This is a genomic window from Spongiibacter thalassae (genome assembly GCF_012272835.1).
Lineage (GTDB): Bacteria > Pseudomonadota > Gammaproteobacteria > Pseudomonadales > Spongiibacteraceae > Spongiibacter > Spongiibacter thalassae.
Window position 1 is genome coordinate 27,255 of the sequence record NZ_JAAWWK010000009.1, and the last position, 19,586, is coordinate 46,840.

Annotated in this window: 20 protein-coding genes; 11 read left to right on the forward strand and 9 right to left on the reverse strand. The window is 59.4% G+C overall.

Annotation, left to right across the window (positions count from 1 at the left end):
- The first annotated feature begins 1 nt into the window (after position 1).
- From HCU74_RS20355 to HCU74_RS19410, 4 genes are all read left to right on the forward strand, one after another.
- Positions 2-1,384: a VWA domain-containing protein gene (locus HCU74_RS20355; RefSeq protein ID WP_168452100.1), complete on the forward strand. Its 1,383-nt coding sequence runs from the start codon at positions 2-4 to the stop codon at positions 1,382-1,384.
- A 114-nt stretch (positions 1,385-1,498) separates the two neighbouring features.
- Complete coding sequence (locus HCU74_RS19400; RefSeq protein WP_168452101.1) at positions 1,499-2,149, forward strand: DUF502 domain-containing protein; 651 nt, start codon at positions 1,499-1,501, stop codon at positions 2,147-2,149.
- Positions 2,150-2,296: 147 nt separating this feature from the next.
- Positions 2,297-2,635, forward strand: a complete 339-nt coding sequence (gene glnK / locus HCU74_RS19405) for a P-II family nitrogen regulator (RefSeq protein ID WP_168452102.1) — start codon at positions 2,297-2,299, stop codon at positions 2,633-2,635.
- Between the two features lie 278 nt (positions 2,636-2,913).
- Positions 2,914-3,117 carry a hypothetical protein gene (locus tag HCU74_RS19410; RefSeq protein WP_168452103.1) on the forward strand — a complete coding sequence of 68 codons (204 nt, stop codon included), beginning with the start codon at positions 2,914-2,916 and terminating at the stop codon, positions 3,115-3,117.
- A gap of 76 nt (positions 3,118-3,193) precedes the next feature.
- Here HCU74_RS19410 and HCU74_RS19415 read toward each other — a convergent pair whose 3' ends face one another.
- Both HCU74_RS19415 and xerC read right to left on the reverse strand, forming a co-directional pair.
- Positions 3,194-3,901: an HAD family hydrolase gene (locus tag HCU74_RS19415; protein WP_168452104.1), complete on the reverse strand. Its 708-nt coding sequence runs from the start codon at positions 3,899-3,901 to the stop codon at positions 3,194-3,196.
- 2 nt (positions 3,902-3,903) lie between these two features.
- Positions 3,904-4,827: a tyrosine recombinase XerC gene (xerC, locus tag HCU74_RS19420; protein WP_168452105.1), complete on the reverse strand. Its 924-nt coding sequence runs from the start codon at positions 4,825-4,827 to the stop codon at positions 3,904-3,906.
- A 163-nt stretch (positions 4,828-4,990) separates the two neighbouring features.
- Here xerC and HCU74_RS19425 point away from each other — a divergent pair, with 163 nt between their 5' ends.
- Complete coding sequence (locus HCU74_RS19425) at positions 4,991-6,190, forward strand: alpha/beta hydrolase (RefSeq protein WP_210425405.1); 1,200 nt, start codon at positions 4,991-4,993, stop codon at positions 6,188-6,190.
- Here HCU74_RS19425 and HCU74_RS19430 read toward each other — a convergent pair.
- The 4 genes from HCU74_RS19430 to HCU74_RS19445 form a co-directional block, all read right to left on the reverse strand.
- Positions 6,183-7,307, reverse strand: a complete 1,125-nt coding sequence (locus tag HCU74_RS19430) for a succinylglutamate desuccinylase/aspartoacylase family protein (protein WP_345889719.1) — start codon at positions 7,305-7,307, stop codon at positions 6,183-6,185. The genes HCU74_RS19425 and HCU74_RS19430 overlap by 8 nt on opposite strands.
- A gap of 55 nt (positions 7,308-7,362) precedes the next feature.
- On the reverse strand, positions 7,363-8,268 hold the full coding sequence (rimK, locus tag HCU74_RS19435) for a 30S ribosomal protein S6--L-glutamate ligase (RefSeq protein WP_168452106.1): 906 nt from the start codon (positions 8,266-8,268) through the stop codon (positions 7,363-7,365).
- A 70-nt stretch (positions 8,269-8,338) separates the two neighbouring features.
- Entirely contained in the window at positions 8,339-8,782 is a 444-nt protein-coding gene (locus tag HCU74_RS19440) for an ATP-dependent zinc protease family protein (RefSeq protein ID WP_168452107.1), read from the reverse strand.
- 286 nt (positions 8,783-9,068) lie between these two features.
- Complete coding sequence (locus HCU74_RS19445) at positions 9,069-10,535, reverse strand: coniferyl aldehyde dehydrogenase (RefSeq protein ID WP_168452108.1); 1,467 nt, start codon at positions 10,533-10,535, stop codon at positions 9,069-9,071.
- A 66-nt stretch (positions 10,536-10,601) separates the two neighbouring features.
- Between HCU74_RS19445 and HCU74_RS19450 the strand changes: the two genes are divergently transcribed.
- Positions 10,602-11,294, forward strand: a complete 693-nt coding sequence (locus HCU74_RS19450) for an SIMPL domain-containing protein (RefSeq protein ID WP_168452109.1) — start codon at positions 10,602-10,604, stop codon at positions 11,292-11,294.
- Between the two features lie 194 nt (positions 11,295-11,488).
- Here the strand turns inward: HCU74_RS19450 and HCU74_RS19455 are convergent, their stop codons facing one another.
- Positions 11,489-12,268 (reverse strand): DUF2889 domain-containing protein, encoded by a 780-nt coding sequence (locus tag HCU74_RS19455; protein WP_168452110.1) that lies wholly within the window; start codon positions 12,266-12,268, stop codon positions 11,489-11,491.
- Between the two features lie 184 nt (positions 12,269-12,452).
- Here HCU74_RS19455 and HCU74_RS19460 point away from each other — a divergent pair, with 184 nt between their 5' ends.
- The 3 genes from HCU74_RS19460 (at position 12,453) to HCU74_RS19470 (ending at position 15,979) form a co-directional block, all read left to right on the forward strand.
- A complete protein-coding gene (locus HCU74_RS19460; RefSeq protein ID WP_168452111.1) occupies positions 12,453-13,253 on the forward strand; it encodes a DUF4126 family protein in 801 nt (266 codons plus the stop codon).
- Between the two features lie 103 nt (positions 13,254-13,356).
- Positions 13,357-14,250 carry an OmpA family protein gene (locus HCU74_RS20360; RefSeq protein WP_168452112.1) on the forward strand — a complete coding sequence of 298 codons (894 nt, stop codon included), beginning with the start codon at positions 13,357-13,359 and terminating at the stop codon, positions 14,248-14,250.
- Between the two features lie 94 nt (positions 14,251-14,344).
- Complete coding sequence (locus HCU74_RS19470; RefSeq protein WP_168452113.1) at positions 14,345-15,979, forward strand: ShlB/FhaC/HecB family protein; 1,635 nt, start codon at positions 14,345-14,347, stop codon at positions 15,977-15,979.
- Here the strand turns inward: HCU74_RS19470 and HCU74_RS19475 are convergent.
- Positions 15,976-16,470 (reverse strand): MarR family winged helix-turn-helix transcriptional regulator, encoded by a 495-nt coding sequence (locus HCU74_RS19475; protein ID WP_168452114.1) that lies wholly within the window; start codon positions 16,468-16,470, stop codon positions 15,976-15,978. The genes HCU74_RS19470 and HCU74_RS19475 overlap by 4 nt on opposite strands.
- Positions 16,471-16,568: 98 nt before the next feature.
- Here HCU74_RS19475 and HCU74_RS19480 point away from each other — a divergent pair, with 98 nt between their 5' ends.
- On the forward strand, positions 16,569-17,795 hold the full coding sequence (locus tag HCU74_RS19480; RefSeq protein WP_168452115.1) for a multidrug effflux MFS transporter: 1,227 nt from the start codon (positions 16,569-16,571) through the stop codon (positions 17,793-17,795).
- A gap of 25 nt (positions 17,796-17,820) precedes the next feature.
- Here the strand turns inward: HCU74_RS19480 and HCU74_RS19485 are convergent, their stop codons facing one another.
- The gene (locus tag HCU74_RS19485) at positions 17,821-18,699 is read right to left on the reverse strand and encodes a LysR family transcriptional regulator (protein WP_168452116.1); all 879 of its coding nucleotides are present in this window, start codon (positions 18,697-18,699) and stop codon (positions 17,821-17,823) included.
- A gap of 113 nt (positions 18,700-18,812) precedes the next feature.
- On the opposite strand from HCU74_RS19485, the gene HCU74_RS19490 reads away from it, so the two are divergent.
- Positions 18,813-19,586: a ferredoxin--NADP reductase gene (locus tag HCU74_RS19490; protein ID WP_168452117.1), complete on the forward strand. Its 774-nt coding sequence runs from the start codon at positions 18,813-18,815 to the stop codon at positions 19,584-19,586.

Consider the following 19,586-nt stretch of genomic DNA (forward strand, 5'->3'; position numbering starts at 1 on the left):
CGTGGAAGCCACCCTGCTGCGCTTTATTCGCCATTTGCGCCATCACGGCCTGGAGGTCTCCCCGGCGGAGAGCCTCGACGCCATGCGGGTTGCTGCGAGTCTGGGCTACAGCGACCGCTCACTGCTCCACGCAGGCCTGGCCTGTAGTCTGGCCAAGTCCGAGGAGGAGCGTATTGCCTTCGACCAGTGCTTCAACCGGTTTTTTACCCTGGGGGAGCGCAGTGAGATTGTTGATGAGACCGTGGCGTCAGAGGAGGGCGATAGCCCGTCATCTTCCCCGGACGATACGGACATACCGCCTATGCCCGGCGACAGTGCCGAAGGCGAGGGCAGTGGTGGCGGGGGCGGCAGTGGCCTGAGTATGGACGCCCTCCGCGCCGAGGTGATGCAGGCCGCGAATGAGGTCGGCCTGGAAAAGATGGAATACCCCACCCAACGGGGAGTCTATCGCCGGCGAATCCTCGACGCCCTCGGCGATGGTGAACAACGCCAGGCCATTGCCGGCCTGGCCGATGGCAGCCCCGACGACCAGCAGCAGGCCCAATGGCTGAGTCGCCTGCGCGAAGCCCGTATCGAAGCCGTCACCGAGGTGATCGACCGGCAACTGCTGCTCAACAACAACGCCAAGGGCCGCAGCTATCAGGAAGAACTGATGCGCGACAGCAGCATTGCCGCCATGGACAGCTACTATCGCAAGCGCCTGCCCCCTCTGATCCGCAAGCTGGCGAAAAAGCTGGCGTCCCGGCACCGCCAGCGCCTGCATCGCGCCAAGCGCGGCAAACCCGATCTGGGCAAAACCCTGCGCCGCAACCTCGCCTACGGCGGCGTGCCCTTTCACCGCTATTTTCGCAATACCCGCCGTGAGAAAAGCGAGATTTACCTGCTTTGCGACCTCAGTGGCTCGGTCAGCCAGTGGTCTGAGGTACTGATGCTGTTCGTGCAGGCCCTGGCCGACGTGCTGCCCAACGCCCGCTGCTTTGTGTTTTGCGGTAAAAGCATCGAGGTCAGCGACATCTTCCGTCAGTATCCCGAAGAGGAAGCTCTGGCGATTATCCAGAGGCAGCACGGCATGGGCGGCAGCGACTACGGCCTGGCCCTGACCAGCTTCCGCGACCAGATCGCCGACCGTCTCAATCGCCGCAGCACGGTTATCGTCCTCGGCGATGGCCGAGGCAACGGCGGCAACACCGGCATCGACGCCCTCCGCGACATATACCACCGCGCCCGTCTGGTGCTGTGGTTCAACCCCGAATCCCGCAACCGCTGGAACACCGGTGACTCGGAAATCCGCCGCTACCAAACCGCCTGCCACTACGTGGCGGAATGTGGCTCCCTGCGCAAGCTGGAACGCCTGCTCGACGACCTGCTAAACCTTATCCGCTGAGCGGGGTCTGTCCCTGGGGTCTGTCCCCGGGGACAGACCCCACTTTTTTGTCATCCCATTTCAGCGTTAAAGTCGCTACTATTGACGGCACACACTTCCGGCTCGCTTTTTTCCATGAGTAAACTCAAACACTTTATCAGTCAGTCCTTTATCGGTGGCATTCTGGTTATCGCGCCCATTGTGATTATGCTGTTCGCATTGCGCTGGGCGGTTAATGCGGTGCAAGGCCTGATCGCGCCGCTCACCAGCCCATTAACCAGGCTGACCTCGGCGCCGCCGCTGTTGATCGACGCCGCCGTCGTGGCGATTATTCTGTTTATCTGTTTTATCGTCGGCACAATTGTGGCGACCAGTGCGGGCCGCTACCTGCAGAATTTTATCGACTCCCACCTCGCACGCTTTGCCCCGGGCTATCGGCTCATCAGGGATATCATTCAGCAATTGTTCGGCAAGGACAGCAACTCGCCCTTCACCAAGGGAGAGGTCGCCATTGCCCAGCTTTATGGCGCCACGTCACCAGTGCGGGTCACCGCCATTGTCACCAGCCGCCACGACAATGGCTGGTTTACGGTGTTTGTACCCACCGGCCCCAATCCCACTTCCGGCTTTATCTACCACCTGCCGGAGTCCTGTGTGCAGCTGCGCCCCGACATAAAGCTCGATAGCGCCTTCCGCTCGATTATTTCCTGCGGTGCCGGCTCCGCCGAACTGGGGGTCTGCCGCGATACAGTGCCCGAACCCGGTACGCCAACCCTTAAAGGTTGAACCAGGCCCGAGCACATTTGCCTCAAGGCTGCTCAAAACACTCCTGTTACCGCTAAAAGGCCGCCAATCGCGGCCATCCCTTGCCAAGGTCGCGGGGCTGAGCTAAGTTAGCCATCAATACAAAAATTATCAGGAGTGCATTCCGCGATGAAATTGGTTAGTGCCGTCATCAAACCGTTTAAATTGGACGATGTTCGAGCCGCCTTGTCGGAGATCGGCGTTCAGGGTGTTACGGTCACAGAGGTTAAGGGTTTTGGTCGTCAGAAAGGTCACACCGAGCTGTATCGTGGCGCCGAATACGTGGTGGATTTTCTGCCCAAGGTGAAGCTGGAAATTGCGGTGGCTGAGGAGCTGGTGGAGAAGGTCATCGACTCGGTGAGCAAGGCTGCCCACACTGGCAAAATCGGCGACGGCAAGATCTTTGTCACCACCCTTGAGCAGGTTATTCGTATTCGCACCGGCGAGACCGGCGAAGACGCTATTTAGTGGCAAATTTTCGCGGCAGCTGCAGGGCTGCCGCACCGTCTTTCCGCCGCGTATTGTCGAACCCAGTTCTCATTTTTCCACTAAATTTCTGCCACTATTTATTCCAACCCCATCTAACACCACTCTCTAGCCAACGGCTGCTCTGGCTTAGAATTTTTCGCTATTTCCCCCCTATTCCCGAATAACAAAATAAGCTAATCCTGCGCTTGTCAGGCCGCTATCGCTAGCAGTATAAAGCCACTTGCAAGGCGTGAATCTCACATGCTCGAGGAGGTTTTATGGGATCTCGTATACGCAACAGCGACAACATCAAAAAAGAAAAATACGTTGCTTATCAGCAGCAGACAATGCACGACCGCATGCGCGAGCAATTGTCGAATGACGTAGAGGCCTTTCTGGCCAGGGGCGGTGAGATCAAGCACCTCGAACCCCATATGCGCAGCAGCTTGCTGGATAACGACTCAGATCAGGATTCATACTAGACCGACGAAAACGCCGTCCGGACACCCGGAATCCCACATCTCCCGCGGGGCACATCAGTGCCCCGCTTCGCATTGTTCAACGGCCCCCGGCCAGTTTCTCTATCAAATCCGGCAGCTGCCGCCAGTCGCTGAATACGCCATCAGCCAATGGTGTCGCGGTCTCCGGCCCCTTCACAATACACGCTTGCAGACACCGTATGCCCGCCGCCTTGGCACCCTCGATATCGTCACGGGGGTGATCGCCAATATGCAGCATTTCCTCTGGTGCACAGCCCGCCGCCGCCAGCGCCGCAGCAAAGGCTGCTGGCTCGGGCTTGCTGACACCGATGTCTTCAGCCTTCAGGCAGGCATGGAAATAGCGGCTACAGTCCTGCTGATGAAAATCGGCGTTGCCGTTGGTCAGGCTGACCAGGGTGTAGCGCTGGGACAATTGGGCGAGCACTGTGTCGACATGGGCAAATAATTCCACCTGCTGTCGAGCCTGAATAAACATGGCAAAGGCCTCGTCACTGATCTGCTCGCTGCGCGCCCCGTAACCGTGGGCACGCAGCATTTCGGTGAGGCTGCGCCGCCGCCACTCACTGATGTGATGGCGCAACCTGGGTTCAGCCCGCAGCAGTCCCAGGCGGTGGTCGCGAAGTTCCTGCTTTGACACCCTGGCGACAAATTCCGGCACCCGCTCGCACAGGGCGTCATAAAAACATTGTTCGGCGCGCTGGAGCACCGGCAGGCTGGCCCACAGGGTATCGTCAAGGTCGAAACTGAGGGCGCGCAACATCGTCATGGTTAATCCGCTTTTTTGGCCTTTCGACTCGCACGGGGGTGGGCCACGTCGTATACCTTGGCCAGGTGCTGAAAATCGAGGTGGGTGTATATCTGGGTTGTGGACAGATTAGCATGACCGAGCAATTCCTGAACCCCGCGCAGATCACTACTCGACTCCAGCAGGTGACTGGCAAAGGAGTGGCGCAGCATATGGGGATGAAGGTTTTCCGGAATGCCCTGTTGAATCGCGCGACGTTTGATCCGCTGCTGAATGCTGCGATGGCCGAGACGACTTCCCCGTTGGCTGATAAACAAGGGCGCGCTGTTATCCGCTTCGGCACTTGGCGGCAACCAGGCCTTGCGCCAGGGCAGCCACTCATTGAGGGCCTGCACCGCCTTGCGCCCCACCGGCAGCTGCCGGGTTTTGCCGCCCTTGCCAGTCACGACAACTGTGGCGTCGGCAAGGTCAACATCACAACGATTCAGCCCTGCCAATTCCGCCAGACGCAGACCCGAGGAATAGAACAGCTCCATTACGGCGCGGTCGCGATAATCCAGCGCTTCGTCGCCGTCGAACTCCAGCAACTGCCCGATGCGATCCGCATCCAGGGTTTTCGGCAGGGGTCGGCCCCGCTTCGGCGCTGCCACCGCCGTCGCCGGGTTCTTCGTCGCCCCGTGCTGCTGAATACGGTAGTGGAAAAAACTGCGCACCGACGACAGCAGGCGCTGCAATGTCGCGGGAGAGGCCGAGCGGCTGCGCTGAGTCGCCAGGAAATGGCGAATATGGCCACTGTCGACGGCAGCACTGTGTGACAGATGCTGGCCATCGCAGAAAGCCACAAAGTGCTCCAGGTCGCGACCATAGGCACTCAGGGTATGGGGCGACACTCGGCGCACATTGCGCAGATAGGTCAGGAATTCAGCAATTTCTTCGGCGACGGTCATGGGACGGCTCTGGCTGGCCGAAAACGGCTACAGGCAGCTTAATCAGCGTATAGGCGTGGATCAAGGGCATTGGCCGGGCAAATTTGTCAATCTCGGTAATTCTCTAACGCTGTTGCCGCCTCAATGTGGTAAAAATAGTGAAAACTCTGCCAAGGATCTTTTAATGAGTCGCGCACAAGGCCAAACGGTCACTGAAACACCTCCCTGGTGGCTGACCCTGCCCGAAGACTTTTATGCCCAGGCCGATGGCACTGAACTCGACGGTGAGTATCCATTGAAGGTCTTTGGCACTGCAGCGGCGGATCGTGCCCTGCGTACAGCACTCGCAGGCATGGTTGCCGCCAGCCTGCTACCCAAGTTGCTGCGCGGCAACCACATGGCCGAAGAGCGCCAGCACCTGGATTTTTACGCCCACCTCGCGCAGCAGCGGGATACCGCCAAGGTCTTCGCCAAACCAAAGGCCTGCAGGGTTTCTGCCCGGCAACCGACCTGGCGGGAATACCGGCCCTCGGGCCTGCCCGCCTTTCAGTTGAGCTTTGACAGCCCCTTTGAGCCGCTCAACCCGAATATTGCCGACAGCTACCTCAGCCACAAGCGCAATCGGCGCGCCCATGCCCAGTATTGGACTCACCCGGACGGGCCGCGCCCCACACTGATTTTTGTGCACGGTGTGGTGGAGAGCTGGTACGCCCTCAACAGCCACTATTTTTCCCTGCGCTGGTTCTACGACCGCGGCTACGATATCGCGATGATTACCCTGCCGTTTCATGGCAGCCGCGCGAACCCCTGCTCCATGTTCAGTGGTCAGGGCATGTTCTCCGGCGGCTTTGCTCATTTGAACGAGTCGATACTCCACGCCATCAGCGACCTGCGAGTGCTGGTGGACTACCTGTTCAAACGTGGCGCGCCCCATGTAGGGGTGTCGGGCTTGAGTCTGGGGGGGTATATCAGTTCGCTGCTGGCGGTGGTGGAGCCGCGCCTGGCCTTTTGTATTCCCAACTCACCGCTGGTGGCACCGGTAGACACCATGCGCGGCTGGCAACCCACACGCAGTTTGATGGATAAAATTGAACAACGCAGCGGGCTGAGCCCCCAGGAGCTGCGTCGGGGTATGGCGGTGCACAGCCCCCTCAGTTACCAGCCGGTGCTGGACCCGGAGCGGGTGCTGGTGATTGGTGGTGCGGGCGATCGCTTCACGCCGCCCCGCTATGTCCGGCTGCTCCATGCCCACTGGCCCGAGAGCCACCTGCACTGGTTCCCCGGCAACCATATGATTCATCTGGGTCGCCGGGATTACCTGAAGCTGATGCTGAGCTTTATGGACAGCCACTGCCAGAACACGGCTTACGGCAAGGTCAGCTAGCGATCGGCGGGTCTTCGTCGTACTCGCTGGGATCGTGATTCGCCGGGTCGTAGGCATCCGGCTCGAACTCCTCACGAAACTCGTGATAGTGACGCAGCACCTCGTCGATATCCGCCTTGTACTTGGCGATATGAAAGAGGGCGTCGCCCTCGTACACCAGCGGCAAATAGGTACGGCCTATCACAATGCCCTCGTCCTGGGCGCAAATTTCGGTGTCGCCACTGGTATCACCAATGGGGTCAGACACCACTGCCAGTATCGCGCCCTTTTTAACAAAGGCCCCCAAGGGCACCAGCGCCCGCAACACGCCACTCACCCTGGCTCGCACCCAATAGGACTGGTCGGTAACCATCGGTTGGCGCCGAGGCTTCTTCACCCGTGACGGGGGCAGCATGCCGATCTGGCGCATGACGTTGATAATGCCCGACACTCCAACCCGTATCGCCACCTCGTCAAAGCGCAGCGCCTCACCGGCCTCATAGAGCAATATCGGAATATTCTGGTCGCTGGCCACCTCGCGCAGGGAACCGTCGCGGGTTTTGGCGTGAAGCAGCACCGGCGCACCAAAGGCCTCGGCCATTTCCCGAGTGCGCTCATCCTGCAGGTCGGCGCGAATCTGCGGCAGGTTTCCCCGATGCCGAGCGCCGGTGTGCAGGTCGATGCCGTATTCACACTGGGCAACCACATTGTTGAAAAAGCTGTGGGCGACCCGTCCCGCCAGCGAGCTTTTGGGCGAGCCGGGAAACGAGCGGTTCAGGTCGCGACCGTCGGGTAGGTAGCGGCTGTTGTTGAGAAAGCCGTGCACGTTGACGATGGGAATCGCCACCAGGGTTCCCCGCAATGAACGCAAGGCGCGGTGCTGCAACAGGCGGCGCACAATTTCGACACCGTTAATCTCGTCGCCGTGAATGGCCGCGCTGACAAACAGGGTGGGGCCGTCGCGCTTGCCGCGCACGGCTTTAATGGTCATCGACAGCTCGGTATGGGTGTAGAGTTTGGCCACCGGCAGCTCAATTTGCTGCCGGCTACCGGGGGCGATATCACACCCTGCAATGCTTACGCTGCGCAGCGTAGAACGGGGTTTTCTACGGCGAGACGGACTGTCTTGCTCTGTCACTCAACAAACTCCCTGCGAGGGTCAATTCACTGATTTTACGCCACTTTCGCGGCTATCAGCCCTTGCCGCGGGTTTTATTTTTATTGGGCGCCGCATTTTCTTCAATAAATTTCACAATTTCTCCGGCAACATTTTTGCGGCTGGCATTTTCAATGCCTTCCAGCCCCGGCGAGGAGTTCACTTCCATCACCAGCGGCCCGCGGGAGGAGCGCAAAATATCCACACCGGCAACGTTCAATCCCATAATCTGCGCAGCCTTGACCGCCGTCGCCCGCTCACTGGGGGTCAGCCGGGTCAGCTCAGCCGTGCCGCCACGATGGAGGTTGGAGCGAAACTCACCGCTGGCGGCGTTACGCTGCATTGCCGCCACCACCCGGCGCCCGATCACCAGACAGCGCACGTCGGAGCCACCGGCTTCCTTGATAAATTCCTGCACCAGAAAGTCAGCCTTTAATTCACGAAAGGCGTCGATAACACTTTCTGCCGCCTTGGCGGTTTCCGCCAGCACCACTCCGCGACCCTGGGTGCCCTCCAGCAATTTCACCACCACCGGAGCTCCCCCCACCAGTTTGATCAGCTCCTTGGTGTTGTGCACATCGTGGGCAAAGCTGGTGACCGGCATACCGATATTTTTCCGCGACATCAGCTGCAGGGCCCGCAGTTTGTCGCGGGAGCGCCCCAGCGCCACCGACTCGGTGAGCGAGTAGGTGCCCATCATTTCAAACTGACGAATCACCGCCAGCCCGTAGGGGGTAATAGAGGCACCGATGCGGGGAATCACGGCGTCAAACCCGGAGAGTTTTTCACCTTTGTACCACAACCCCGGCTCATGGGAGCTCAGTTCCATATAGCATTTCAGGGTGTCGAGCACGCGCACCTCGTGGCCGCGTTCTTTACAGGCCTCCACCAGACGTTTAGTGGAGTACAGTCGGCTGTTTCTCGACAGAATTGCGATTTTCATAGTGAGTACTCTTGTTGTATGTGCAGCATGGCGCCCCAGCGCCAGTGCTGTGAAATATGGGCGACGCGTGTCAGGTCGGCGGCTTGCTGACACAGTAGGAGCGGCCGGGGTCAACGATGTAGCGCCCCTTCATGGCCGTGCGGCCGATCAACATGCGGAACAACATGTCGGAGCGGTCCGCCAGGGTGATTTCTGCGCGCACGCTTTCATCGCCCATGGCCAGCTCGGTCTCTATAACATAGCGCATGCTGCGGTGACCGCCAGAATCGGTGACCTGGCGGTAGTCCTTCACCGGTGCCCGACACTCCACCACCAGCTCCTGATCGTGCTGGTGGGGATGGACCTTGAACTCGACCCAGAGTTCGTCGTCGACTTGTATTTTTCGTATATCAAAGGCGTGCAGCGAGGAACTGCGTGCGCCGGTATCGACCTTGGCTTTCACACCGTAGATGCCCAGGGCAGGTAAACTTACCCACTCTCGCCACCCCAGCGTGGTCTGTGTCGCTGCCGTCATAGACACGTCATCTCTGCGTTGGTTTCGTCGAAATGAGCCCACATGGCCGGGCCTTGGCGCTCGGCGCAATGGTCACTCGCGTATACCGCGACATGGAAAAGGGTTGTCGCCGTCTCACTATAGCTCAGATACGTTGAAATACCGGCGCGGCTTAGCAGCGGCGGCTTTCGGCGCGATTATTTGCTATCTGCGCAGAGAAAGAAAGCATTGACGGAGAAATCAGCGTGCGGGGCGTGAATTGAAGACCCCGGAGAGTGGCAAGACAACTCGCCGGGGGGAAACAGTCTTACTTGCGAATCATCGCCTTGAGAGTTTTGTCGGCCTTCTCGCCGTAGGGAGGAATCATGCCGCCAAGCTTCTGCAAATTGATCTTGCTTTGCTTGTAGATGGCTCTGGCATGGCTAAAGGTCTCAAAGCCATCGCGGCCGTGGTAGTTACCCATACCGCTGGGGCCAATGCCTCCAAATGGCAGGTCTTCACAGCTGACATGGAAGATCACGTCGTTGATGGTGACCGCACCACTGAGACTGCGGCTGATAACATACTCCTGTTCAGCACGGTCATTGCCAAAGTAGTAAAGAGCCAGCGGGTGAGGGCGGGCAGCAATATAGTCCAGACAGTCGTCGAGGCGGCGATAGCTTTTCACACACAGCAGCGGGCCAAACAGCTCCTCGCGCATCACCCGCAGCTCATCGTCAGGGTTGACGATCAGTGTCAGTGGCATTTTGTGGGTGCCCTGCTGCTGACTGAAATCCTCATTGGCAGGATTGAATTCACGCACATCGGCACCGTGGTCGCGGGCGTCCTGAATATAGCTTTGCAGCCGCTGATAATGGCGAGCGTTGACCACCGAACTGTAGTCCGGGTTGTCGAGAAGATTGTCGAACAACTTGCCCAGCTGCGTCATGATTTCGTGACAGAAAATATCGAGTTTATCTTCGGGCACAAGCACATAATCCGGCGATAAACAGACCTGCCCGACATTGAGCACCTTGCCCTGCACTATGCGCTCGGCCGCCGCGGTAATATCGTAGTGCTCACTGACGATCACCGGCGATTTACCGCCCAGTTCCAGCGTCACCGGCGTGAGGTTATCCGCCGCCGCGCGGAGAATGTGGTGGGCGATGGCGCCAGCCCCGGTAAAGATCAGGTGGTCGAAGGGTGCCGCGGAAAACGCCGCGCCAACCTCGGGGCCACCATTGATGGCGACACACTCTTCTTCCTTGAAATATTTGCCTATCAGCGAGGCGAGCAGGGCACCGGTTTGCGGAGTCACTTCAGAGCACTTGATCATCGCGTTATTTCCGGCGGCGAACACCCCCGCCAGCGGTGAAAACACCGTGTTGATCGGAAAATTCCAGGTGCCGATAATGCCGACCACACCCTTGGCCTGATATTCGACCCGCGCCTTGCCACCAAGAATATTCATCGGCACCGGCGCCGAGCGACGCTGGGGCTTCATCCATTTTTTCAGATGTTTTTTACTGTGGCGCAGGCACTCAATGGTGGCGTAGATGTCTGACATAAGTGACTGGTGACTGCTGCGGTGGCCAAAGTCCGCCGACAGTGCGGCGACTAGCGCTTCGCGGTGATCAAACACCAGATCTATGGCGCGCTGCAACCGATCGGCGCGCTGCTCGGCGCTGAGGGGGCCGGATGCGCGCAGGGCGCTGCGCTGACGTTGCAGCAGCGACTGGATTTGAGCGTGGGCATCAACGTCTTGTACTGTGTCGTGTAGTTGTGCAGTAGTCATTACAGCTCCTGGTTTATTGGCAGACGCGCTGACGCGTCAGGTTTGGGACAATAGGGAAAGGTATCAATGAAGATCATAAAATCGCTTGGCATCGTCTTGTGCTTGCTGCTGTCTTTCACTGCGGTTGCCGCCACCGTGCCCGACCACGCCCATGTGGTGGTCACGGGTAGCGGCGAGGTGGAGGCCACGCCGGACATCGCCCGCCTGCAATTGCAAATCAACGACACCCGCGACAGCGCCGCGACGGCCAAAAAACAGGTCGATGGCCGGGTTGAAGCGGTGCTGAATGCGGCGCGGCAACAGGGCATTGCCAGCGCCGATATTCGCGCCTCGCAGATTCGAGTATTTCCCGACTACGAGTGGCGCGACGGCAAACGCATTCTCAAGGGACAGCGGGTTGAACGGCAGGTAGACATCACCCTGCGCGATCTGAGTCGCTACGGTGCGCTGGTCGATCAGCTCGTCAAGGCCGGGGTGGATGAACTCGGGCAGGTGCACTTTGATATTGCTCGCCGCGACCGCTTGACCGAAGAGGCGATGCAAAAGGCGATTGCTGATGCCACAAGACAGGCTACGGCGCTGGCTGAGGGTTTTGGCAGTCGTTTGGGGAGCATCTACCGCATCAGCAGCAGCGGCGACACGCCGGTATTCCGTCCTGAACGGGCGATGATGATGGACGCCAAGGTGGCGTCTACGCCGGTGATGCTTGGCAGTGAAACGATTCGCGCTCAGGTCAACGCGGTATTCCTGTTGAAGTGATACCCCGAAGGAAAAATGCCGGGCATAAAAAAAGCACCCTGAATGTGGGTGCCAAGCGGGGGTGCTACTATGGAGACTTTGGGCCTTTACGTGACGAGAAGTCACTCGTGGTAAACACCATGAGTTAATAGTAGCGCCCAGGTGCAAGGGCAAGTATTCGTAATAGTGCCTACCGGCATAGCGCAGACCCCGCATCACTCCACCCCCTTGAATTGCAACAGCTGTTCCGGGGCGGTGGAAAAATCACGAATCGTCCCGCTGGTGCGCACTGCCACCTCGATTTGCGGCGACATATGGGTAAAGCAGGCACCGGCCATCACATCCTCAGCAGTGGTGGCCGACTCACCCGCTAGGGCACTCAGGTTAAAACGCCGCGCGGAGCCGACAAAACAGCCCTTTTGCAGCATTTGCGCGGCCTGCAGGTCACGACCACTGAAAGCCTTGGCCGCCCAGGCAGAAAAGCCCTTGTACAGGGTGTTGCCCGCCAGTGGCTCCGGGGTCACCAATTGCCAGTCGCATACTAGCCAGCGGTGCAACCGCGCGCCATTGACGCAGATTTCCGCGCAGCCCCCCTCGGTGGGGTGTTCATCATCAACGGTAATATCGTAGATATCTTCACCCGGCCCCTCGGCGGCGCGGGCCAACGCCCACAGGCTCAGGTCGTAAAGATGGGTACACTGGCTGCGGGGGTCGCTCTGTGCATGAACAGCATCCACAGATTCGCCAATAAACAGGCCCTGCAAGCGCCGCAGTGGCGCCACCGCACCCGCGCAGGTGGTGTAGGGCACGCGCAGGGCCTCGCCCTGCACCTCGACGATCTTGCCATGCTGATGGCGAATATCGACCCTGAACCCGTGGTTGTCGTCCTCCAGCTCGCCGGTCACCCTGTCCACTTGCGCGCAGAGTCGAATCCGTCGACGATAGCAGCCACTGCCGAAATTCGGATTGGACGGATAAGTGTCGTAAATCGACATGGCGGCACTCCGAAGCAAACAGGGGCAAACCAGAGGCGCGCCCCGGCTGCTGTTCAGTTAACGTTCACTGACTCTGTGCATACTAGGGCAAATTGAGAAAAACAAAGTGACCGTTGCGGTCGTTTTACATGACGCAAACGGTCAACGGCATCGCCGCGCATTGCGACCATTAGAGGGCATCCAGATGGATGAGTACCAACAGCTGATAAGCATTCTTTCACTGACCATGGGGGTGTCCTGGGCCAGTGGCATCAATCTTTACGCCGCCATACTGATGCTCGGCCTCGGCGGCGCCAGCGGCGGTATCGAACTGCCGGAAAACCTGCAAATTGTGCAGGATCCCGCAGTGATTATGGCCGCCGGTTTAATGTACGGCGTAGAATTTTTCGCCGACAAGATTCCCGGTGTGGACACCGGCTGGGACGCCATCCACACCTTTATTCGCATTCCCGCCGGAGCCCTGCTTGCGGCCAATTCCGTCGGTGATGTCAGCCCGGCCTTACAGCTGGCGGCGGGCATCGCCGGAGGGTCGGTCACCTCGGTGACCCACGCGGCCAAGGCCAGCACTCGGGTAATGATTAATACCTCACCGGAGCCGGTCAGCAACTGGGTGGCGTCAATCAGTGAAGATGTCGCCGTACTCGGCGGCCTGTGGGTGGCACTGAACCATCCGGTGCTTTTCCTGATCGCCTTTGTGATATTTATTCTTCTGCTGATCTGGCTGCTGCCGAAGCTGTGGCGGGCCATTGCCGCACTGTTTCGCAAAATCGGTCAGTGGCTGGGAATACGCCAGGCACCCCTCGCGGCCTCGGCCACGTCTGCGCCCACGCAAAACGACAGCAGCGAGAATTTAACCGACGAACTGGAGCGGCTTGCCGCCCTGCACCGCTCGGGGGGCCTCAGTGAGGAAGAATTCGAGCTGGCCAAGCAGCAGCTGCTGAAACGCCAGCCGCCACCGCTGACACCGAAGACCAGCGCGGAATAAGGCCCTGCCAACGCTGGCAAAAGCCGCTGGATCACAGTTTAATGGTACCCTTGGAGCCTTTCACAGCTGGGCACAGCTGAACATTCACTAAGGGACACGAGCCGTGCGAAATACCGCCACGATCAAAGGACGGATACCTTCCGCGACATACCGCGCCACCCTGGGGGCCTTCCTCGGCCTGGCGCTGAGCGCCCCCCTGCAGGCTGGTCTGATAGAAGACCTGGGAAATACACTGGGTAGCGTGCTGTCAGCGGCGGGGGTGGGCAACGTCATCGATTTGAGCCCCGCCATTGCCCTTGCCGACTCTAACTCCGATTTCGATACCGGCGACAGCAGCGCCCCGGCCGATCTGGGCATGTCAGACCTCCAGCAGACCCAGCTATTGACTATGGATGAGCCCGCCAGCACCAGCGCCGAAGACGGCAATGCACCACTGGCACTGGCCGCCGGCGGCCCCCTCAGCGAGGCCCGCGATCAACCCGCCATCGACGAGCAGTCCCAGGTAGACCCCCGTTTTCAAATTGCCTACATTCAGAAAGATTTGCGCAACTGCCCCGACAACGACCGCGACGGCGTTTGCGACCGTGAGGATCAGTGCCGTGACACCCCGCCCAAGTTGAGGGTCATGGCCAATGGCTGCCACCTTGATGGCGCTCGCGGCCTGCGCCTGGAAGGGGTAAATTTTGCCACCGCCACCGCACAGTTGAGCGAGGATGCCCGAGCCTACCTCAACGAAGCGGTGGTCATGCTGCGCCAGTCCCCCGCGGCCCTGGTTGAGGTCGCCGGCCACACCGACCACCGCGGCAGCGGTCAGTTTAATCTGCGCCTGTCGCAGCAACGTGCGGCAGCGGTGCTGGCCTATCTGGTGAGCCAGGGCATTCCCCCTGAGCGTTTGATTTCAAAGGGTTACGGAGAAGATCAACCTCTGGAGGAGGGCGACAGTCCCCTCGCGCTGGAGCGCAATCGCCGGGTTGAACTGCGCGTAGTCCAGCCCTGAGGCCTCGGCGCGATCACTGAATCATCATTTCACTTGTCCACTATCTGCCGCCCCGCATCCCTGATGCCGGGCAGGCATTTTAAGGAGCCCCACAATGGCAATTGATCTGCCACCGGTCATGCCTCCCCAGCTTGCCAGCCAGGTTCAGATACAAGCCCATCAGCCTCGCAGCGCCGCCATCGAACAGAAGATAAACGGCGTGTTAATGCGGGTCTATGGCAACAAGTATCTGTCGACGGAGCAGGTCACCGGTATTCTCGCTGCGGCGGAAACCCCCTCTGCCGCCATCACCGCACTCACCCGGCGCTATTACAATCTGGGACACCTTCTGGTCGCGGTGCACTACTACCGCCAGGACGATACGGTGCACGTGCTGGTAGAACAGAATACGGTGAAGGGGCTGCGGGGCAACCCCCGGGCAACAGCGTTTTTCGACGGGCTGGTGGATGACCCCGACCTTCAGCTTGAGGAGTTCGACCGCGCCCGGGTACTGGCTGATGTCTATGCCGAGCGGGCGGGGGTCGAGTACAGCATCAGTTACGAGCAGCACTACGACAACGCCGTGATTCTGGACTTTATCGAGAGCCCCAGCGACGACTATGACGCCAACGACGCCTATGTTGAAATCAACAACCAGGGCAGTCGCTTTCTCGGCCGCTACTTCGGCGAACTGGGCGGCAGTCAACGTTTCAGCACCGGCACCGAGTTTCGTCTGGGTTACCGCACCGCCTTCACCGATTTCGGTGAAGCCAGCGACGGCGACGACTTTCACCGCCTGAACATTGCCCTGGAGCAGCCGATGGCCAGCGGCCTGTACACCGTCGAGGCCAGCCATATTCGCTACGAGCGCGAGCCCACCGTCAGCGCCACTAGCGCAGCCGACCCCGCTTGCCTGCCGTTGCTGATGAACTGCGACGCGGCGATCAGCGAGACCGAACTGTCCCTCGATGCGCGCATCTCTTCTGCGGCACTGCGCGGCGAGCACGTGTTGTACAGCAACCCGGTGCGTCGCCTCAGCCTGTTTGAGCGTGTGGAATACATCGACTCCCGAATCGAAGCTCGAAGCAGCGACACCCCGCTGCTCGAAGAGCGCTACGCCACCCTTGAGATCGGCGGTCGCTATTCCCTGCGCGACACCGTGCTCGGCCAGCCCAGTTTTGCCCGGCTGCAGCTGGCCGGCAAAATCGGCCTGAGTGGCAGCGGCGGCAGCTTTGAATCGGACGACGGTAACGGTGTCGGCATCGGCCGCCGCAGCGCCGATTTTTTTGTGTTTACCCCGGCGGTGGCCCTGCGCACCAGCCTCGCCAACGGCGCGGAGCTGTCACTGAACGCTCTGGGCCAATGGAATAACAGTGTACAGCTGCCCCAGCAACAGCAATGGGTACTGGGGGGCATTCACCGTCTGGCCGCGTGGCTGCCTGGCACACTGATCGGCGACGAGGGTTTTTATGCCCGCCTCGCGCTGCAAAAATCCTTTGACTGGAACGGGGTTGCAATAACCCCTGCGGTATTCACCGAGTATGGCAGTGCCTGGTTCCAGGATACCTCCAGCGCCCTTGGCGACGCCCAGAGCCTCAGCGATATTGGTGTCAGCGTGACCTTTGACGTGGCTCAGGGACTGGAGTCCGAGCTCGCTCTGGCCACCGCAGTGAGTGAAGACGTTCAGGATGAGACGCGGGTAGAGCGTCAGGAAGCGGAGTTTTTCTGGCGGCTGCGCTGGCGCTTTTAGTCCCGCCCGGTAATCAAGGCTTCCAGCAGTCGGTCAAACTGCGCCGTCTCGTCTTCCGACAGCGGCGCCAGCCACTTCCGGTGCAGGTTGCAGAGCAGCGTCATGGTATCTTCGGCTTTTTTCTTGCCCGACTCGCTGAGCTGTACCAGCTGACTGCGACCATCGTTGGGATTGGCCGGTCGCTCGATCCAGCCCGCTGTCTCCAGACGCTTTAATACCTTGGTCAAGCCCCCCGAACTGATGAACAGTGCCGAGCACAATTGGGTGGGGCTGACACAGTGGGGCGGAGATTGGCGGCGCAGCGCGGCGAGCACATCGAACTCGGCACTCTGCAAACCCTGACTGGACATCAACTCGCCGGACTCGCGACTGAACATATCGTAGGTACGCAGCAGACGCAGAATCGCGGGCTGCGATTCATCATAGGCCTTGGGCCAGTTGTGTCGCTGTTGCTCACGCAGTTCCGCTATGGTGATGCGCCGGTCGTCCATCGTCGATCCTGTTTTCAATAGGTTGCAGGCGGGAATAATATCTTGCCGGAAAGATAGTTTCCAGCTATTATCTTTCCCGCAAGATACTTGGAGCCCCTATGCCCGCCACCTTCAGCCTGTCCCTCGCCATTCTGTTTGCCTCGATATTCGCCCTGTCGCCCCTCGCCATCGACATGTATCTGCCCACCATTCCAGCACTGGCGCAGGTGTTTGACGCCAGTATTCAGGACGTCGCGGTCAGCATCAGCATTTATATTATCGGCCTGGCCATCGGGCAGTTTATCGGCGGCCCGATCAGCGACAGCTGGGGTCGCCTGCCAATACTGCTGACCGGGCTGGGGATATTCTTCGTTGCGAGCCTTGGGCTGGCCAATGCCGATACGCTTCATACCTTTTGGTGGCTGCGCTTTGTGCAGGCGATCGGCGGCGGGTTTGCTGCTGTCGTCGTGCCGGCGGTAATTCGCGACCACACCGAAGGCCAGGCCACCGCCAAGCTGCTCACATTTATTTCCATGATGACCATTATCGCTCCGGCGATCGCCCCGGCGCTGGGTACATTGGCGTTCAAGCTCAGCGGCTGGCGCAGCGTGTTCTACATACTCGCAGCCTACAGCGCCGTGGTGGCGATGGGTATTTGGCGCAAATTTCCGGTGACGGTAACGCGCAGTCAAAACGAGGACACCGGTTCAGTCTTTTCCCGTTACCGCCAGGTGTTTATCCATCCGCTGGCGCCGCGTTACCTGCTTGCCCAAGGGCTTAATTTTGGCGTGATGATGACCTTTCTGGTCAATTCGTCGCTGGTGTACATCGACCACTACGGCCTGAACGAAACGACCTTCTCGGCCTTGTTCGCCGCCAATGTTCTGTTTTTGATGTTTGGCAATCGGCTGAACAGCTACCTGCTGAATCGACTGCCCGCCGCGCTGATTGTCCACCGGGCTATTGCCCTGCAGTCCTTTGCCTGCCTGGGCCTGCTGGTTGCCACCTACTTTGAGCCGCCCCTCTATGTGGTGGTGCCGTGGATTGCGCTGAGCTACATCTCCCTCGGCGGCGTGATGGGAAATTCCCCGGCCTGTTATATGCAGTTTTTTCCGGTGGGTGCAGGCACTGCCGCGTCGCTGCTCGGCAGCGGCCAGTATTTGCTCAGCGCCGCTGTCAGTGCGATCTCCACCCAGTTTCACAGCGACTCACTGTGGCCCATGTCTGCCACAATGACGGCGGCGGCGCTGCTGGCAATGGTGCTGGTGCCACGGCCGGAGCGCTACGCCGAACAGTTGCGGGCCGAGGGGCGGGGCGACGCGGTGTTTGGCACCGGCACATCGTAAAGGCCCAATGCCAGTTCACAGAACCCTAGCTGTTGCGACACAGCTCCAGCCAGCGCAGGATGCCTTCGCTGCGATATTTTTTGCGATGCAGAATAAAGTAGAAATTGCGCCGCAGATCCCGTCCCGGGGTGTCCAGTGCAACCAGCCGCCCTGAATCGATACTCGCCTGCAGTGATACCCGCGACAGACAACCGATCCCCAAACCGTTTTCCACCGCCCGCTTGATTGCCTCGGTGTGCTGTAATTCCAAGCGAATATCCATATCCGGCAACAGGTCATGCATCGCCCGGTCAAAAGCTTGGCGGGTACCGGAGCCGGTTTCCCGCAGTATCCACTGGGCCTCAAGCAAGTCCCGATCGCTCAGTTCGCCAGCCCCGGCCAAGGGGTGTTTGGCGCTGCAAAAAACCTGAAGTTCATCCTCACGCCATTTACTAACCTCAAGGTCACTGTGCTGCAGCTCTCCCTCAATCAGCCCGACATCGAGATCGAAATTGAGTACCTGACGGCTGATCGATGCGGTATTCGCCACTTCCAGCTTCACATTGGCGCTGGGGTAGCGGGAAATGAACTCCGCCATAATGTCCACCGCCAGATAGTTGCCGATGGTGAGCGTCGCCCCCACCTTGAGTTCTCCCACCCGGTCATGCTGGCGAAAATCCCGCTCCAGCTCCCGCGCCTGCTCCAGCAGAGCTTCGGCCTGAGGCCGCAAGGCTCGCCCCAACTCGTTGATTTGCAGACGCTTGCCGATGCGATCAAACAGCTGAATCGAGAACTGTTTTTCCAGATCCTTCAACGCACTGGACGCCGCCGACTGGGACATCGACAGCAGCTCCGCTGCCCGGGTGATGTTTTCTGTGTGGGCAGCGGCAAGAAAGACTTCCAACTGTCTCAGGGTATAGTGCATATCAGCTAAACCGATTAGTAAAATTAATATAAGTTGTTTTACCAATATAATAGACCGCAGGTACAGTGACCGCAACTGCACAAGCCAACAGACGATCAAGGGGCGGCGAGACGATGAGCAATATTATTTCCGAGCGAGTGACCAGCGTACACCACTGGAACGACACCCTGTTCAGCTTCAAGACCAGCCGCGATCCATCCTTTCGCTTCGCCAACGGCCACTTCACCATGATTGGCCTGGAGCGCGAAGGCCGGCCACTGATGCGCGCCTACAGCATTGTCAGCGCTAACTATGAAGACCAGCTGGAATTTTTCAGCATCAAGGTTCCCGATGGCCCGCTGACTTCTGAGCTGCAAAAAATCCGCGTCGGCGACGAGATTCTGATTAGCCGCAAGCCCACCGGCACGCTGGTTGCCGACAATGTGCTGCCCGGTCGCAATCTGTATTTACTGAGCACCGGCACCGGCCTTGCGCCCTTTATCAGCATTATCAAGGACCCCGACATTTACGACAGATTCGACAAAATTATCCTGACCCACGGGGTACGCTACACCAGCGAGCTGGCCTATCAGGAGTTGATACAGCAGCAGCTCCCCGAGCACGAATATTTCGGCGAGCAGGTGCGGGAAAAACTGATTTACTACCCGACGGTCACCCGGGAGGCCCATCACTATCAGGGACGCCTCACCGACCTGATCGACAGCGGCAAGCTGATGAGCGATATCGGCCTGCCACCGCTCAACCCCGAGCACGATCGCTTTATGCTCTGCGGCAGCCCGGCCATGTTGAAGGACAGCTGCGCGCTGCTCGACGGCCTCGGCTTTCGCGAAACCCGCAAAGGCATACACGGCCACTATGTTATCGAGCGCGCCTTTGTCGAGCACTAA

What these genes read in the sequence shown, in the direction of transcription:
- rimK (WP_168452106.1), bottom strand. Translation starts at nt 8,268, where the DNA reads ATGAAAATCGCAATTCTGTCGAGAAACAGCCGACTGTACTCCACTAAA.
- HCU74_RS19470 (WP_168452113.1), top strand. Translation starts at nt 14,345, where the DNA reads ATGGCAATTGATCTGCCACCGGTCATGCCTCCCCAGCTTGCCAGCCAG.
- HCU74_RS19415 (WP_168452104.1), bottom strand. Translation starts at nt 3,901, where the DNA reads ATGACGATGTTGCGCGCCCTCAGTTTCGACCTTGACGATACCCTGTGG.
- xerC (WP_168452105.1), bottom strand. Translation starts at nt 4,827, where the DNA reads ATGACCGTCGCCGAAGAAATTGCTGAATTCCTGACCTATCTGCGCAAT.
- HCU74_RS19455 (WP_168452110.1), bottom strand. Translation starts at nt 12,268, where the DNA reads ATGTCGATTTACGACACTTATCCGTCCAATCCGAATTTCGGCAGTGGC.
- HCU74_RS19410 (WP_168452103.1), top strand. Translation starts at nt 2,914, where the DNA reads ATGGGATCTCGTATACGCAACAGCGACAACATCAAAAAAGAAAAATAC.
- HCU74_RS19460 (WP_168452111.1), top strand. Translation starts at nt 12,453, where the DNA reads ATGGATGAGTACCAACAGCTGATAAGCATTCTTTCACTGACCATGGGG.
- HCU74_RS19400 (WP_168452101.1), top strand. Translation starts at nt 1,499, where the DNA reads ATGAGTAAACTCAAACACTTTATCAGTCAGTCCTTTATCGGTGGCATT.
- HCU74_RS19490 (WP_168452117.1), top strand. Translation starts at nt 18,813, where the DNA reads ATGAGCAATATTATTTCCGAGCGAGTGACCAGCGTACACCACTGGAAC.
- HCU74_RS19445 (WP_168452108.1), bottom strand. Translation starts at nt 10,535, where the DNA reads ATGACTACTGCACAACTACACGACACAGTACAAGACGTTGATGCCCAC.
- HCU74_RS19440 (WP_168452107.1), bottom strand. Translation starts at nt 8,782, where the DNA reads ATGACGGCAGCGACACAGACCACGCTGGGGTGGCGAGAGTGGGTAAGT.
- HCU74_RS19450 (WP_168452109.1), top strand. Translation starts at nt 10,602, where the DNA reads ATGAAGATCATAAAATCGCTTGGCATCGTCTTGTGCTTGCTGCTGTCT.
- glnK (WP_168452102.1), top strand. Translation starts at nt 2,297, where the DNA reads ATGAAATTGGTTAGTGCCGTCATCAAACCGTTTAAATTGGACGATGTT.
- HCU74_RS19480 (WP_168452115.1), top strand. Translation starts at nt 16,569, where the DNA reads ATGCCCGCCACCTTCAGCCTGTCCCTCGCCATTCTGTTTGCCTCGATA.
- HCU74_RS19485 (WP_168452116.1), bottom strand. Translation starts at nt 18,699, where the DNA reads ATGCACTATACCCTGAGACAGTTGGAAGTCTTTCTTGCCGCTGCCCAC.
- HCU74_RS19475 (WP_168452114.1), bottom strand. Translation starts at nt 16,470, where the DNA reads ATGGACGACCGGCGCATCACCATAGCGGAACTGCGTGAGCAACAGCGA.
- HCU74_RS19425 (WP_210425405.1), top strand. Translation starts at nt 4,991, where the DNA reads ATGAGTCGCGCACAAGGCCAAACGGTCACTGAAACACCTCCCTGGTGG.